The sequence below is a fragment of the Paenibacillus favisporus genome, assembly GCF_040545415.1.
Lineage (GTDB): Bacteria > Bacillota > Bacilli > Paenibacillales > Paenibacillaceae > Paenibacillus_AQ > Paenibacillus_AQ favisporus.
On record NZ_JBEPLV010000003.1, the window covers coordinates 790,104 to 805,618 of the forward strand.

13 protein-coding genes are annotated in these 15,515 nt (G+C 52.8%); 10 read left to right on the forward strand and 3 right to left on the reverse strand.

The genetic code is table 11. From position 1 onward, the window contains the following. Window positions 1-6: 6 nt before the first annotated feature. The 3 genes from ABID47_RS16730 to ABID47_RS16740 all read left to right on the forward strand — a co-directional run bounded on the left by ABID47_RS16730 (window position 7) and on the right by ABID47_RS16740 (window position 5,411). Complete coding sequence (locus ABID47_RS16730) at window positions 7-1,131, forward strand: glycoside hydrolase family 88 protein (protein WP_354498323.1); 1,125 nt, start codon at window positions 7-9, stop codon at window positions 1,129-1,131. A 235-nt stretch (window positions 1,132-1,366) separates the two neighbouring features. Further along, entirely contained in the window at window positions 1,367-3,715 is a 2,349-nt protein-coding gene (locus tag ABID47_RS16735; protein WP_354498325.1) for a helix-turn-helix domain-containing protein, read from the forward strand. A gap of 22 nt (window positions 3,716-3,737) precedes the next feature. Continuing rightward, window positions 3,738-5,411, forward strand: coding sequence for an extracellular solute-binding protein (locus ABID47_RS16740; RefSeq protein WP_354498327.1), 1,674 nt, complete (start codon window positions 3,738-3,740; stop codon window positions 5,409-5,411). A gap of 24 nt (window positions 5,412-5,435) precedes the next feature. Here ABID47_RS16740 and ABID47_RS16745 read toward each other — a convergent pair whose 3' ends face one another. Continuing rightward, complete coding sequence (locus ABID47_RS16745) at window positions 5,436-5,864, reverse strand: hypothetical protein (protein ID WP_354498329.1); 429 nt, start codon at window positions 5,862-5,864, stop codon at window positions 5,436-5,438. A 323-nt stretch (window positions 5,865-6,187) separates the two neighbouring features. On the opposite strand from ABID47_RS16745, the gene ABID47_RS16750 reads away from it, so the two are divergent. The 3 genes from ABID47_RS16750 to ABID47_RS16760 all read left to right on the forward strand — a co-directional run bounded on the left by ABID47_RS16750 (window position 6,188) and on the right by ABID47_RS16760 (window position 9,173). Further along, window positions 6,188-6,955: an arylamine N-acetyltransferase family protein gene (locus ABID47_RS16750; RefSeq protein ID WP_354498331.1), complete on the forward strand. Its 768-nt coding sequence runs from the start codon at window positions 6,188-6,190 to the stop codon at window positions 6,953-6,955. A gap of 160 nt (window positions 6,956-7,115) precedes the next feature. Beyond that, window positions 7,116-8,615 (forward strand): glycine betaine/L-proline transporter ProP, encoded by a 1,500-nt coding sequence (proP, locus tag ABID47_RS16755; RefSeq protein ID WP_354498333.1) that lies wholly within the window; start codon window positions 7,116-7,118, stop codon window positions 8,613-8,615. A 246-nt stretch (window positions 8,616-8,861) separates the two neighbouring features. Continuing rightward, window positions 8,862-9,173, forward strand: coding sequence for a hypothetical protein (locus ABID47_RS16760; RefSeq protein ID WP_076166622.1), 312 nt, complete (start codon window positions 8,862-8,864; stop codon window positions 9,171-9,173). Between the two features lie 73 nt (window positions 9,174-9,246). Here the strand turns inward: ABID47_RS16760 and ABID47_RS16765 are convergent, their stop codons facing one another. After that, on the reverse strand, window positions 9,247-10,116 hold the full coding sequence (locus ABID47_RS16765; protein ID WP_354498336.1) for a pentapeptide repeat-containing protein: 870 nt from the start codon (window positions 10,114-10,116) through the stop codon (window positions 9,247-9,249). 197 nt (window positions 10,117-10,313) lie between these two features. Between ABID47_RS16765 and ABID47_RS16770 the strand changes: the two genes are divergently transcribed. Next, window positions 10,314-11,066 carry an SDR family oxidoreductase gene (locus ABID47_RS16770; RefSeq protein ID WP_354498338.1) on the forward strand — a complete coding sequence of 251 codons (753 nt, stop codon included), beginning with the start codon at window positions 10,314-10,316 and terminating at the stop codon, window positions 11,064-11,066. 63 nt (window positions 11,067-11,129) lie between these two features. Here ABID47_RS16770 and ABID47_RS16775 read toward each other — a convergent pair whose 3' ends face one another. Beyond that, window positions 11,130-11,285: an aspartyl-phosphate phosphatase Spo0E family protein gene (locus ABID47_RS16775; protein WP_145946142.1), complete on the reverse strand. Its 156-nt coding sequence runs from the start codon at window positions 11,283-11,285 to the stop codon at window positions 11,130-11,132. A gap of 322 nt (window positions 11,286-11,607) precedes the next feature. On the opposite strand from ABID47_RS16775, the gene ABID47_RS16780 reads away from it, so the two are divergent. From ABID47_RS16780 to ABID47_RS16790, 3 genes are all read left to right on the forward strand, one after another. Further along, the gene (locus tag ABID47_RS16780) at window positions 11,608-11,799 is read left to right on the forward strand and encodes a hypothetical protein (protein WP_105443220.1); all 192 of its coding nucleotides are present in this window, start codon (window positions 11,608-11,610) and stop codon (window positions 11,797-11,799) included. Window positions 11,800-12,048: 249 nt separating this feature from the next. Next, window positions 12,049-13,929, forward strand: a complete 1,881-nt coding sequence (locus ABID47_RS16785) for a WG repeat-containing protein (RefSeq protein WP_354498341.1) — start codon at window positions 12,049-12,051, stop codon at window positions 13,927-13,929. 161 nt (window positions 13,930-14,090) lie between these two features. After that, entirely contained in the window at window positions 14,091-15,515 is a 1,425-nt protein-coding gene (locus ABID47_RS16790; RefSeq protein WP_354498343.1) for a spore germination protein, read from the forward strand.

Consider the following 15,515-nt stretch of genomic DNA (forward strand, 5'->3'; position numbering starts at 1 on the left):
CTTCGCATGAAGGACTTTGAAACAGTTAAGCAGGAGATGTGGCGGCAGATCGTCCTCAAGGCGGGACAAATGCTGGAACGAATCGGAGACAAATCGCCGCATGCCGCAGGCCAAGACGGGAAATACGATGATATGCGGATCGATTGGTGGACTTCGGGCTTTTGGCCGGGCTTGCTGTGGCTGATGTACGACATGACCGGTGAGGATAAATACCGGGAGGCTGCCTGGAACTGGGATGAACGGTTGTCGGAACTGTGGCTCGCTCAGAATCATTATGATCATGATGTCGGTTTTCAGTTTTTGCCGACCGCAGTCATCAAGCATAAGCTGACCGGAGACGAAGACGCGGCAAGACGCGCGCTTCTTGCCGCCGGCTTCCTGGCAGGGCGCTTCAACCCTGCCGGCCGGTTCATCCGCGCCTGGAACGGCGACAAGACCGGCTGGTCGATCATCGATACGATGATGAATCTGTCGCTGTTGTTCTGGGCGTCGGAACAGAGCGGCGACCCGCGGTATGCACATATAGCTGGGCTGCATGCGGATACAGTCGTCCGCCATTTCGTCCGCCCGGACGGGTCCGTGCATCATATCATCCGGTTCGATGCCGAAACCGGCGAAGCCGCCGAAGCGATCGGCGGACAGGGCTTTGCGACGGATTCGGCCTGGAGCCGGGGGGCGGCCTGGGCACTATACGGTCTAACGAATGCGTATCGTTATACGGACCGTCTGGATTACCTTGCGGCAGCCCAGCGGGTGGCGAACTTTTTTATTGCGCATCTGCCCGAGGATGGCGTGCCGTACTGGGATTTTCGTGCGGAAGCAGTGGAGGCCGAGGGCGGCATCGTGCGAGACAGCTCGGCCGGCGCCATCGCGGCATCCGGACTGCTGGAGCTCGCGGAAGTGCTTGGCGATATCCGGGGAAGAGGATATCTTGATGCCGCGCAGCGGATTCTGCATTCCCTGTACACGGCGTACGGAACATGGAATGATCAAGATCATGAGGCCGTCCTGCTGCACGGAACCGGCCATAAGCCGGTATCACAAAACGTGGATGTGTCTCTCATTTACGGCGACTACTTTTTTATTGAGGCGGCCGCCAAACTGAACGGATGGAAGCACCGGATCTTTTAAAAAGTATAGCGAGTTGATGCCGGATGCATGACTGCCTGTCTATTTATCCGCGTGAGCCTGGGTAGACCGTGAGGTCTCCCGAGGCTTTTTCGCGTTAATTCCGTATCCAGCAAGGGGATATTACGCTTTTTATCAACCGGATTGCACTTTTTATCTATACGCATCCCAGGCGATATTCGATATAATGGGTGTCTAATCAATCGAGACAAACTATTGAAGTATGGGTGATGGTCTTTTGCTGAACATTCAAAACCTATGGCGGAAACGGGAGAGCATCATTGTCACCTGGCTCGTATCATACAGCGCGGTGCTGTTTGTTCCGATCGTCATCAGCCTGGTGATCTATGCCCAGGCCAGCCATGCGCTGAAGAGCGAAATCCACCGGGCCAACGATTCGCTCCTGAAGCAGATGAGATACACAATCGATAATCAGATCGACCTGATGAAGCGGTTGAATATGGAAATGACATGGAGCCCGAATTTGCAGCATCTGATGTATTCCAGCATGGCGGCTCAGGAAGTGCCGTACACGGCATACCAGCTGGTGAATGAATTCAGGCTGTTTAAAACGTCGTATGCTTCCATTGACGAGTTTTACGTTGTTTCCAGACGGGACGGCTCGGTGTACAGGTCCGGCAATATCCGCGACTTGAAATCCGCTTTCTATACAATTCACCAAACCGGTGCGCTCACATTCGACGAATGGAAGAGCGAAGTATTGAATGGTACGAGCAATTCCTTTATCGTGCTTCCCCATGCCAATGCGGCTGATGAACATACGGCAATCGCCTATATTACGCAGCTGCCGAAAGACATGAACGGGCGGAGCACAGGCAGCGTAGTGGTCATGTCCGATACCCGCCGGTTCCAGGAAGCGGTGGAGGGGATATCGGGTTTCAGCGGAGCGACGCTGCTCATTTTAAACCATAACAACGAGATTCTGATGTCCAACCATCCGGACTCGGAGGAGCTGGCGCCATTTCTGAATGGTAAGCGGATTCAAACGGATTCCGCGCAGGCTGGATCGTCGGAACTGTTCTCAATCAATTCCTCTGTCTCGGACCTGAAGTACGCCCTGATCATCCCGAGCGGAATCTATTGGGAAAAGGCGGAATACGTACGTAATTTTACGTATGTCAGCATACTCGTAAGCCTGGCGGGTGCCGGCGTTCTGACCTGGTTTTTTATGCGCCGCAACTATTCGCCTGTACAGCAGCTGGTCGAGTCCCTCAAGGATGAAAACACCGACCGTAGTTATGCCGATGCGAACGAGTTCCGGTTCATCCAGAAAGTCGTCACCCGCACCCGCACTGAAAATGACGAGATTTCCATGCAGCTGCAGAAGCACCAGCAGGTGCTGCGGTCCAATATGATCAACCGGCTGCTGAAAGGCAAACCGGATACACTGGTACCGTATGAGGAGGCGTTTCGTTCATTTCAGATGAAGCAGGTATCCACGGAATTTGCCGTCATTCTGTTCGTGATCGAGAACGAAGACAAGCTGTACGAATTTTTGCCGGGCATCGACATGAATGAACGGAGTAAGCTGATCCATCTGATCATATCCAATGTCGTGGAAGAGCTGGCGGAAAAGCAGGGACATGCCGGGTATGTGGTCGAAACGGATGACATGATGGCCTGCCTTGTCAATTTGAAAGCGGATACTTCCGGATGGGAGCATGATCTTCATGAGATCGCCGCCGAGGCGCAGCGGTTTCTGGAGCGGTATGACATGGAACTGACCATCTCACTGAGCGGACGTCATGCTTCCTGGATCGGCATCTCCGAGGCGTACCGGGAGGCGGTCGACGCGATGGAATACAAAATGGTCCTCGGCAAAAAAGGGATCATCGCATACGAGGACATCCGTGCCGACAGCACCGCAGACATCGGTTACGGCTATTATTATCCGCTTCAAATCGAGCAGCAGCTAATTAATGTGATCAAGGCGGGGGACCTGGATGAAGCCGCATCGTGTATGAACGAGATCATTGAGAAAAATCTGGACAAGCCTGTCATGCCGCTCACACTGGCAAGATGCCTGATGTTCAATCTCGTCGGGACGATGATCAAGGCGATCAACGAGCTTGGCGAAGGGAGCGGCGGGATCACACTTGCCGACAACCCGCGCTGGATCGACGATATTATGGAATGCGGCACGCTTCGGGAAATGCAGGAGAAGCTGCAGTCCCTCCTTCAGGAAGTGTGTGCCTACGCATCAGCTAAACGTTCATCCCACGTATCCAGGGAGCGGGAGGATTCCTTGCGGAACCTTATTGAGGAAGTCCACCAGTATATCCAAGCGAATTACATGGACATGAACTTGAACGTCAACGCGATCGGCGTGCATTTTCAGCTGAAGGGGAGCTATCTGTCGAAGCTGTATAAGACCCAGACGGGCGAAGGCATACTGGACAGCATTCATAAATACCGGATCGAGCAGGCGAAACGGCTGATGCGGACCAAGCCCGAGTCGGTCAGCGAGATATCCAGGCAGATCGGATACAACGACCCCGCGACCTTCATCCGGGTGTTCAAAAAGTATGAAGGGATCACGCCGGGCAAATACAGAGAAATTATTTGATGTTTATTTTCGGGAGGTACCTATGAAACGGAAAGGAAACGGGAGAGCGGCGGTGTGGGGATGGCTGGTTTGCATGGTTCTGCTCATAACGGTATTGCCGGCTTGCGATCGTGAGCGGACGACGAAGACGGCAAGTTCGTTGCCGACTGCTGAAACAACCCTGATGACGGGAGGAGGCAAAGGTTCGTCCGCCTCGGATGCCAAGCTGACCTATTGGGCTGAACTGAACGGCAACGCGGCGGGGATCAAGTCCACCTTTAACCAGGTGCCGTTCTTTCAGGAATGGCAGCGGAGAACCGGCGTCCAGCTGACGTTCATCCAGCCTCCGGCCAACCAGGCGAAGGAAGCGATCAGCGTGCTGCTGGCATCCGGCGATCTGCCGGATATGATGGAGTACGAATGGATCAACTATCCGGGGGGACCGGAGAAGGCGATCAACGACGGCTATATTTTACGCCTGAATGAAGCGATCGATCAGTACGCCCCGAACTTGAAGCGGTACCTGAAAGCGCATCCCGATATCGATATGCAAATCCGTACAGCCGGAGGCAGCTATTACGCATTCCCGTTTATCCAGGGAGACGACAAGCTGCGGACTTACCAGGGACCGATTATCCGCAAGGATTGGCTGGATGAGCTGGGCCTGGACGTACCTGTGACGATCGACGATTGGCATACGGTGCTCAAGGCATTCAAGGAAAAGAAAGGCGCGGAAGCGCCGCTTACCTTCCTTGGCGTACCGAACCCACTGTTTGGCATCGAGGGCGGAGGGTTTATCGGCGCATTCGGAATTAAGAAAGGCTTTTACCAAGAGGAGGGAAAAGTCAAGTTCGGCCCGGTTGAGCCGGGGTATAAACAATTTCTGTCACTGTTCCGGCAGTGGTACGCGGAAGGGCTGATCGACCCGAACTTTGCTGCCGTGGACTCCGAAACACAGGACACGAGCATGATCCTGAGCCGAAGCGGTGCAGGCATTTGGAATGCGGGCGCCGGCATCGGCACGTGGCTGCCTGTTATGAAAGCGCAGGATTCGTCGGTGGAGCTCGTTCCGGCGCCCTATCCGGTGCTTCAACGCGGAGACCGGCCCGAATTCGGGCAGCTGGCCCCGGCTGTCGGATCCAGCGGGGTGGCGATTTCCGCGAAGAGCAAGCATGTCGAAGAAGCGGTCAAGATGCTGGACTACGGGTACGGACCGGAAGGACATCTGCTCTTTAATTTCGGCATCGAAGGGGTCAGCTACGAGATGAAGGACGGGTATCCGGCGTATACGGACGTCATTTTGCACAACCCGGATAAGCTGGCGCCATCACAGGCGCTGGCGATGTACACCAGGGCAAGTTATTTCGGGCCTTTCGTTCAGGATATCCGTTACATGGAACAGTATTATTCCCTTCCGGAGCAGAAGGAGGCGGTCCGGGTGTGGTCCGAAACGGATGCGGCGCTTCATACGCTGCCTGCGCTTCCGACCACGGAGAAGGAGAGCACCGAGCTGGCGGTGATCATGCAGGAAGTCAACAAGGCCGTGACCGAAATGTCGCTGAAAATCATTATGGGCATGGAGCCGGTATCTTCTTTTGATGAATACGTGAAAAAAATCCGGCTGATGGATATCCAGCGTGCCATCGACATAGAACAGCAAGCTCTGGACCGTTATCGCGCATCCGTATCCAAAACAGGCGGGAACACCACCGGTTGACCGTGGAACGGGCTGTCCCGAAACCTACGATTTTAAGCCTTTCCTGATAGCAGGAACCGCTGCTGACAAGAGCGTGTTAAAGGCAATATAGAACGGAAACACAATCATTTCGAACATTAAAATCAAGCCGGTGACCGGAGCGGGATCATCTCCCGGATTCGTCAGCGGAAACAGCATGCTGAAGTCCCAAATCAACAGGATGAAATACGGGATCCACAGAACGGCAGCGGCATAAGCGGATTTGCGGCCGGAAACGAGACGCTTGCTCAGCCAATAGCAGAGAATCAGTGATACGGCCAGCAGGGCGAAATTTGCCCAGTTCAATGCGTGATAGATGCCAGTCCAATTCGTGATTCTTTCCAGCCTGTACACATTGCCCAAACTTTCCGCATGGAGGAAAAAGAGGAAAGCGTAAATACAGCTCATCGCATTCAATTTGAAAAAATTGCGCATGAAGGTTCATCTCCCATTAGTCCAGCGGTTCGCTGGGCTTCATTGCGTTGACGGATAGGCAAGCCGAGAATTTGTTCAATGCGGCGGATGCCACGTGATGCTGCTCTGGCGCCTTTCACAAAGCCACATCTTTTATGGAAAATACAGGTTTCCATTCATTACCATTATACCTGAATCTAATTTGTACCGGTACAGCTGTGATAAATTCGCATTGTCCCGGCAGAGCGCTCCCTGTACCTTATTAGTAATGGATTTTTTGGATCGCACATCAATCAGCGCAATTCTAATCAAGATTTCACATTCCGAAATGAGGAGAGAGAAGAATGTTTAACCTGGAAAAATACATGAGCAAACTGGGTATGACCCATCAAATCGACAGCATTCCCGATCTGAAGCTCCTGCGTGAACTGCAATATCGGCACGTCATGCATATTCCTTTTGAAAACCTAGATATCATGGATGGGGTCCCTTTGTCGATGAATCCGGACATTCTCTTCAACAAGATCATTGAAGGCCGGCGCGGAGGCGTATGCTACGAATTGAACGGGTTGTTTCACAACCTTCTCAAAGCGCTTGGATTCAGCGTATCGATGGCTGCCTGTACCGTCAAGCAGGAGGAAGGTTGGTTTATCGACGGAACCCATGCCGTAAATGTCGTTCATCTTCCGGGTGGAGATTACCTCGTGGATGTTGGTTTTGGAGGGCGAAGCCCCCGAGTACCGGTTCCGCTGAACGGCGAATGGACTGAGGACTGGGATGGAAAATGGCGCATGCGTCCGTATACAGAAGAGCAGGGCCGATTGGTTTTGGAGAAGGAAACCCCAGGTGAGTGGGAGATGCTGTACCAGTTGGACAGGGAGCCGCGGCTGCTGGAAGATTTCAAAGCCGTGTTCGATATGACGCAGTACGAGCACGAATCGAAATTCAATAAAATACGGGTCGCCATGATTCAGACGGAGCAGGGACGCGTTACGCTGAGCGGAAACTCTTTAACCCAGGTAAACGGAGAGATGAAATCTAAAGAAGACGTCGAGCCGGAACGGATTGGGCAGGTGCTGCGCGAGCTATTCCATATTGAATGGAAGGAATGACGGTTCATTAGCAGCCGGTCTCGTGAGTAGCCCGTATTGAGGCCAAGAAGACTGACTTCGTTAACGAAGGGGGCTGCCGGTTCTTCGATGAATTGGTGTAAGGCTTCGGGCGAATACTAGTTTGGTCAAGGTATTTTCGCTTGCAGAGGAGTCTTCGAATATGGACAGCAACAATCACGAGAAAAGTAAATGGGCGCTGCCTTTCCGAAAAAAATCCGGACCCCGGCTCCATAAGGACGATATCACGGTCGTGGACACCGGCAACGCCAAGAAGGCCGTCGTCGCCACCGCATTGGGAAATGCCATGGAATGGTTCGACTTCGGAATTTACTCTTATTTGGCCGTCATTATGGGCAAGGTGTTTTTCCCGGAGATGACGGGTTCCATCCAGCTGATTTATACCTTTGCCACGTTTTCCATCGCCTTTCTCGTCAGGCCGTTCGGCGGTTTGTTTTTTGGGAGGCTGGGGGACCGGCTAGGCCGGAAAAAAGTGCTCACCATCACGTTGGTCATGATGGCGGTGTCTACGCTGTGCATCGGCCTCATCCCGAGCTACGCATCGATCGGCATTACCGCTTCGGTGCTGCTGCTGCTGGCCCGCCTGGTCCAGGGCTTCTCCACCGGGGGAGAATATTCGGGCGCCATGACCTTCATTGCCGAATCGACGCCCGACAAGCGCCGCGGATTTTTGGCGAGCGGCCTGGAAGTGGGCACCCTGGTGGGATACATTGCCGGATCCGGGTTGGTGACGCTGCTTAGCTACCTGCTCGGGCCCGACCGGATGCTGGCTTGGGGCTGGAGGATTCCTTTTTTTATCGCGGCTCCGATCGGCTTGGTCGGCCTGTACCTGCGGAATCATCTCGAAGAAACTCCCGCCTTTGAGGCGATGGAGAAAGCAGCCCAGGATGAAGGGAGGCAGAAAGTGCCTTTCCGGGAACTGCTAAAGGTTCAGTGGAGAGTCGTCCTGCTCTGCATCGTCATGGTGTGTTCCTTCAATGTCGTGGACTATATGGTATTGTCATACATGCCATCTCATCTTACCGCGGTGCTCGGTTACGGAGAGACGGAAGGGCTGCTGCTCATCCTTATTGTCATGTTCATCATGATCCCGATTGTGCTGTTCATGGGTTACTTCAGTGACCGGATCGGGAACAAACGCATCATCCAAGGCGGTCTGCTGGGGCTGATCGTGCTCTCGCTGCCGGCGTTTTGGTGGATCGGGAGCGGTAAAGGCGGGATGGTCTTTCTCGGTCTGCTGTGCCTCGCCGTGCTGCTGACCTGCTTTGAAGGCACGATGCCGTCCGTGCTTCCGGCCTTGTTTTTTACCAAGGTCCGATATGGAGCCCTGGCGATTACTTATAATATTTCAGCATCCCTGTTCGGCGGGACCACTCCGCTTGTCATGGCTTGGCTGATCAATCTGACCGGGGAGCCCCTGGTACCGGCGTATTATTTGATCGCGGTTTCAATTATCGGCTTCGTCATCGTGACCATGTGGTTTACCGAGACCTCGGGCCGGTCACTTCGCGGTTCTGCGCCCGCGGTGGAGAAGCCGCACGAAGTTCATGAGGTGCTTAAAGAGCCGGAGGAAGCGCTGTGGTGGCATGAGGAACAGTCGGCCATCCACGATCAGCTGTCCGATTCAGATCCGACACGTTAAGGAAATAAGGATTGCGTGATGAAATTTATAAATCTTTAAAAAAGGCGCTGGAACAAGGGTTCCGGCGTCTTTTTTGCTTCTTTTTCCAAATATTTTTGTGAAAGCCTTTTCAATTGTGTTTAAATGTGTTATCTTTGAGGTAATCTAATTGTGTCTAAATTGTGAAAGCAATTTGTCGAAATTGTGAATCATCGCTGATCCATAGCGTATGATATAGCATCCAATGTTTTTAAGGAGGAATTCATCATGACCTTTTTACTGCTGAGTGTGTTTACCGCTGCGTTGATCGGTGTGTTGTTCTTCGGGAAGAAGCACGAGGTGTTGATTGCCAACGTCATGAATACATTGCTGCTCACGGGTCTTGCGATTGCGTCCGGAATGCATTTGAGCTCTGGCGGCTTGTTCTATCTGATTCTGATTTTCTACTACGTGGTGCCGATGTATGCTGTCATTACGCTGTTTGGTGTCATGAAGAAGAACAACAAGAAGAAGCAGAAGGACGTATTTATCAGTTCCTTTGAGCCGTCCCTCCCCGATTTGCGTGGAGAACGCGCCTAATATCCAATAATAATTAACCGCTGGGACAACGAGGTTCCAGCGGTTGTTTTATTTTATGCACTGTTGGCAGGCGCTAGGTCCAGTGAAAAGGTCGCTCCAAATGTGCTGGAATTTTAGTAGCTGCGTTCCCTTTGGCGGCATTGATCTGGAACTGGGTCAGAAAAAGGCTTCCGCTCAAGTCCGCGCCGCGGATGTCGGCGTCCCGGAAGTCGGCGCCGATCAGATCCGTGATCCGGAGGTCTGCGTCCCGAAGGTCGGCCGCGATCAAATATGCGCCTCTAAAGCTCTGGAATTTGAGATCGGCGCCTTTCAGCTTGGCACCGATCAGATCCGCCCCGCGTCCCTTCAGGTTCTTACGAGAAGACGGTCCCTTGTAACGTCGGCGTGCCTCCTCCCGAACGAGTTCACTGGTCTTAAGGAGCAGAAGGTTTACTTCGGCCCGGTGAGCGGGAATATCCAGCTTCAATATTTCTTCTGGCGGAAGTTCGGTGAGACGCTGCGTTTCGTGCAGCTGCGTTCTAAGCTCCTCGTGGATCAGGTGGGCGTCTGCATGGCTTAGCGCTTCGCTTAAATAGGCCAGAAGCTCGTGCAGCTGACGCATGACGGGAAACACTTCGAACATTTGCTTCGCCGTCTCCGGCGCTTGGCGCCAGTCTATGCCGCTATAAGTAAACTGGGAAACTTTTTGTCCGGCCCCGAAACAGTCATAAACGGTACATCCGCGAAATCCCTTTTGGCGCAGGCTGTTATGAATACCGCAGCGGAAATCGGATTGCAGATGGCGGCAGGGCTCTCCCGCCTGCTTGTCCATGGCAAAGTCGGATGAGGCGGCAAAAGGAAGGGAAACGCAGCACAGGCCGAAGCATTTCTCGCAATCTGCCTTCAGGGCAGCTCGTCCGAGGTCTCCTAAGTCTTTAAAATGATATGGGTTTGGTGCACTCAATGTTGATATCTCCTTCATGTAAAATCAGTCCGATTTTCTTTTTACCTATCGTTATCTTACAATAAATTGAAGCATTTATCGATGACGTGATGCTTATCAGCCTGAAGCTTTCGTCAAATTTACTGATACATGGAATCGAGCGGAGATTGGACATCTTATCATCGTGAACTAATTTATCCAACGGGAGTGAAGGAGAAGTGAAGATTAGCGGAAATACGATACTCATTACCGGCGGCGCATCCGGAATCGGGCTGGCCTTGGCGGAGCGGTTCGTTCAGGCGGGTAACACCGTGATCATTTGCGGGCGCCGCGCAGACAAGCTTCAAGAGCTAAAGGAACGTTATCCGGATATACATACGGTGGCATGTGACCTGTCTGTGGAGTCCCACCGGCTTGAATTGTTCCGTAAGGTGACGTCCGAATTTCCTGGTTTGAACGTTCTCATCAATAATGCAGGCATTCAGCAGCGGGTTCATTTGCTCGAAGCGGAGAAAGAGTGGGAGTATTACCGTCAGGAAATTTCAACTAATGTAGATGCGCCGATTCATTTAACGCTGTTGTTTATGCCGCACTTGCTAAAGCAACCAGATCCGGTCATCGTCAATGTCACCTCAGGATTGTCCATTACGCCGGGAGCCTGGGTTCCGATTTACAGCTCTACCAAGGCCGCGATCCATTCCTTTACCGTTAGTCTCCGGATTCAGCTGGCTCAAACGAACGCCAAGGTGATCGAAGTGCTGCCGCCTGCGGTCAACACCGATCTTGGCGGGGCGGGACTTCATACCTTCGGCGCGCCTCTTGACGAGTTTGCCGACTCGGTATTCAGGGAACTGCAAACCGGTAAAGAGGAGATTGGTTATGGCGGTACGGAGGAGAGGCTGCATCTGTCGGCGATACAGGCAAGAGAGACGGCAGCCCGGATGTACGATGGCTTCCGGTCAGGCACATAACATCTTGCACAGATGCAGAACAGGATGAGGACCTGCTGACAGGATCAGCAGGTCCTCTTTGGGTTACATGTTTTCTTTTAAAAATTTGTTGTAGTCGTTTAATGCCCGGTCTAATTTCTGACTGGCCTTGATCAGCTCCGGATCGGTGAGACATCTGCATACGGACAGTTTATTCAATTCCAACCGAAGCTCTTCAATTTTACGAATAATTTTATCCATGGTTGAACAGCTCCTTAGAAATTTTGCATCCTCCTTGCGCTCGCAGCATGCCGCAACGACAGATGCGTCAACACTTTTTTCGATCCAGCACATGATTTTTGAAAAAGAATGATACTACATTTTTCGCTAAATTCCCCTCAAATCCCTTCCGTGAAGCTGACATATTATCGAAATGTTACCCGATGATGAAATTTTTTTTTAGGTTCATAAAACCCTTCCGGCCTGGACAGCGAAATTCGATATAAATGGGTAAAATTTACATGGTATAAGGAACGGGTGTTCGTATATAATAAAAACATACGTTCGGTTAGGAGGGTCTGTTATGTCAGAAAAATATGTTGGGCAAACCGTGGAGATCGTTTATTTAGACCAGGCCGGTAACATTACACAGCGTAAAATCGAAGTGAAAGAGATGCGCGGGAACACCGTCAGGGCAGTATGCCTGAAGACAGGTGCCCCAAGAACCTTTCGGAGGGATCGGATTCTGGCATGGCAGGTAGCAAGAACTGCCTAGGACCGGTTAGGACAGCGTCCTTGACGCAGCTCTATTCGTGCGCACTGCTTCATCAATAATTTGATTCTTCGAAGAGAACCGAACCAAAATAACAAGCCTAACCCGATATGGGCTAGGCTTTCTTTGTAATATCATCAATGTCGGGGATATGATAAAGAACAAGTTCGCCGGCTTTCTGTCTCAGTCCTGGCATATCTTCCCGCTCTCGGCATACCATTAGGCAAAAGCAAAGAGAGAGGGAGGATACGGATGAACGAAAATGAACCGCAAAGTCCGGTACAGCTGGTCAGCACGCACCTGCCGGAAGGGGCTGAGCTGGTTACGATGAATACTCCAGCCGGACAACCTGCCGTGATTGCCGAAGATTTAACTGGGGATCGGGTCCCGGAGATATCCGCCGTCTACCGGTTGAATGATGCGTTGTACTTGCTTGTGCTCCAGTACAGCGAAGGGGCATGGAGAACGATGGCCAGGATCCAAGGCCCAGGCTATGGAGTCACGTTCTTGACCGCTGCACCGGTAACCAAGCCTGGGCGGAACAACCTGCTCGTAGGCTGGCAGATCGGTTCCATTTGGTCGAAGCTGTCCGTGTATGAGTGGACGGAGTATGGTTTGACGGATGTGGCGCCTGCAGAAATGAGCTACAGCTATATTGACGTGGCGGATTGGCCGGGCCCTGGAGGTCCAGACGGCAGATCCGAGCTCTCACTCTGGATCCACGATACGGGCGAAGCCTACCGGACGGAGGTGCTGCGCTGGCGGGACGGGAGTTTTCACCCGGCAGAAGATGTTTACCCCGCCTATTACCCTGAAGTAGCCCGCTACTATGAACGGATGACCGAATCCTATCCGGATTATCCGTTCTACTGGTACTATCTTGCCGAGGCGCAGTATCGGGCCGGTATCCCGCAGGCGGCACTGCATTCGGTACGAAGAGCCTTAGGATTTGCCCAGCCGTATCCTTCCAGGGAAACCCTTTTGACGCTGGAGAGGAAGATCCTGCAGCTGCCCCGCGTGGCGGAGCTGCTGCGGTTTTCGGCCCTGACTGCCGAAGGGCTTCGGTGGGGGTATATCAACACGAGCGGTACGATGGTACTTCCGGCCAGATACGAAGAGGCGGCGGAATTTCAGAAGAACGGCCTTGCCATTGTCCGGGAACGAGGAAAATACGGATTGATCGATCAAGCCGGGATGTGGGTCGTTGCCCCGGTGTATGATTCGATTTCACCGTTTTCAGAACACCGGGCCGTCGTCACGGACGGCGGCGTCTGCAAGCTGATCGATGAACAAGGTAAGGTGGTAACGAAATGCGGGTACTCGTATATCGCCGATATGCGGGAAGGCAGGTCCGTATTTCGTGGAGAGGGCCATCCGGGGGAAACGGTACATATCGGCCGTTACGGCTATCTGGATTCCCAGGGATACGAGATCATCCCGGCAAGATATGAGGAAGCCGGCGATTTTGGCAGTGGAAGAGCCTGGGTCAAAATGAAGGATGGTGCATACGCGCTAATCGGGCTGGACGGCCGCAGTCTATATGAATATGAGTTTGAGTATGCCGGTCCTCCCGGCGGCGGATTGCTCGTTTGTCAGCAGCAGGCCGGCGGAAAATACGGCTATATCGATCTGCGCGGCCAAGTCCGTATACAGCCTGCTTTTACCTCGGCGTCCCCCTTCCGCCGTCAGCGGGCGATCGTGAACATGGGGGAGGGCGGCACGAAGAGATACGGCGTCATCGATGAATCAGGTCAATTCGTCGTTCCACCTGAATATGACGAGATTCGTGATCTCGGTGAGGAAAGGCTGGCACTCGCACACGCCGTGAATCCGGGGCAGCCGTCTATCGGCTTGAACTATGCGATTGCGGATTGGGAAGGCAGGCTACTGACAGACTTTGCGTATACCCGCGTGTCGGCCTATCAAGATGGTCTGGCATCGGTCGCGGATGGGCAGGAAACCTTTTTGATCGATTCTAGCGGTGCAGCCGCGCCCGGATATCCGAAGGTGGAAGGCAGCGGCAGCCTGACTTTGAAGGGGAACGGCCTAATTGAAGTCCAAGTGGACCGGCGGATGTCGTATGTAACTCGTGACGGAAGAACCATTTGGCGGGACCAGGATCCTCTCAAATGACTTCAGCCCGCCAATTACAATAAAACTTGAATTCGACGAACCGCTGCCGTGAAGGCCAGCGGTTTTTTTGGATTGGAAGGTTCAGGATTGGTTGGGAATAATTTTACATGGGATGGGGGAAATTAACCGCAGTCTAACTAGTTATGGCAGGAGGGCAGGCTGTGACCTCACCAGAGCAAACGATCTATCCTTCGCTTGACGGGAACATTTCATACATCCGGGACAAGCTGTGTCACACCGACGATCTGAAGGTCAGGCACCTAACTTACCGTGGACAATCTTCGGCGCTGGTATATCTGGAATCTACGGTGGACCCAATCCTGATCGAGCGCAACGTCATCCGCCCGCTGCGGCAGGGAGGAGATGAGGACTTGTCCCAGCTTTTCCTGACGCTGCGGCTCGAGACCGAACACAAGCTTGATAAGGGCACGCAATCCCTTTTGTCGGGCAATTGCTTGTTTTTTACCCAGGATGACATGAAGCAGTTCTACGTTTTGACCACGCCGGCCAAGTACGAACGCAGCATTACGGAGCCGGAGAACGAAGGCATTATCCGCGGGGCACACAACGGTTTTATCGAGGATTTAACGGTCAATTTGTATCAGATCCGCCAGCAGATCAGCTCGACGGACCTGAAGGTGCATTATCACAATATAGGCAGTACGGCTCCACGCAAAGTAGCGGTAATGTACATGAATAACCTGGCGGACCCTGCCGTAGTCAAAAAAGTGGAAGGCAGGCTGAAGGGCATCACGCTCGATTCCGTCATTTCGACCGGCTTTATCCAAGAATTCATGGAGGATCAGCCGTTTTCGATCTTTCCCCAGTTTTTGAATACGGAACGGCCCGACCATACGGGCGCGTATTTACTGGACGGACATGTGGTCATTATGCTCGAAGGGGATCCGACGGCCTTGATCGTCCCGGTGAGCTTTTTCTGCTTTTATCAAACCCCTGACGATTACAGCAACCGTTGGATGATCGCATCGTTTGTGCGGTTTATCCGGCTGCTCAGCTTCATCACCGCCTTTCAGCTGCCGGCATTCTATATCGCCATCGTAGCGTTTCATTCGAATGTTTTGCCCATTCAGCTGTTCTTTACTGTGCAGGGTTCATTGACCCGGGTACCGTATCCCCCGCTCGTTGAAGCGATGCTGCTCGAGCTGATCTTTGAATTGCTGAGGGAGGCAGGGCTCAGGCTGCCAAGCCGAGTAGGGCAAACGATCGGCATTGTCGGGGGTCTGGTCATCGGAGATGCGATCGTCAAGGCGGGTTTCGTGTCGTATACGATGATTATCGTTGTGGCTTTAACCGCGATTTCGTCATTTTTGATACCGTCCAATGAGATGAGCTCGGCGATCCGGATATTGCGGTTTCCCCTGATGATATGCGCATCCATTTTCGGTTTTATCGGCATTGCTTTCGGACTAACGATCCTGTTCATTCATCTGTGCAAGCTGGAGTCGTTCGGGAAGCCTTACCTGTCGCCGCTGGCCCCATTGAAAATTAAGGGCTTCAAGGATGCATTTCTTCGGTTTCCGATCTGGACGATCCGCGGCAGGCATGGCGAGAAAAAGCACAACTAA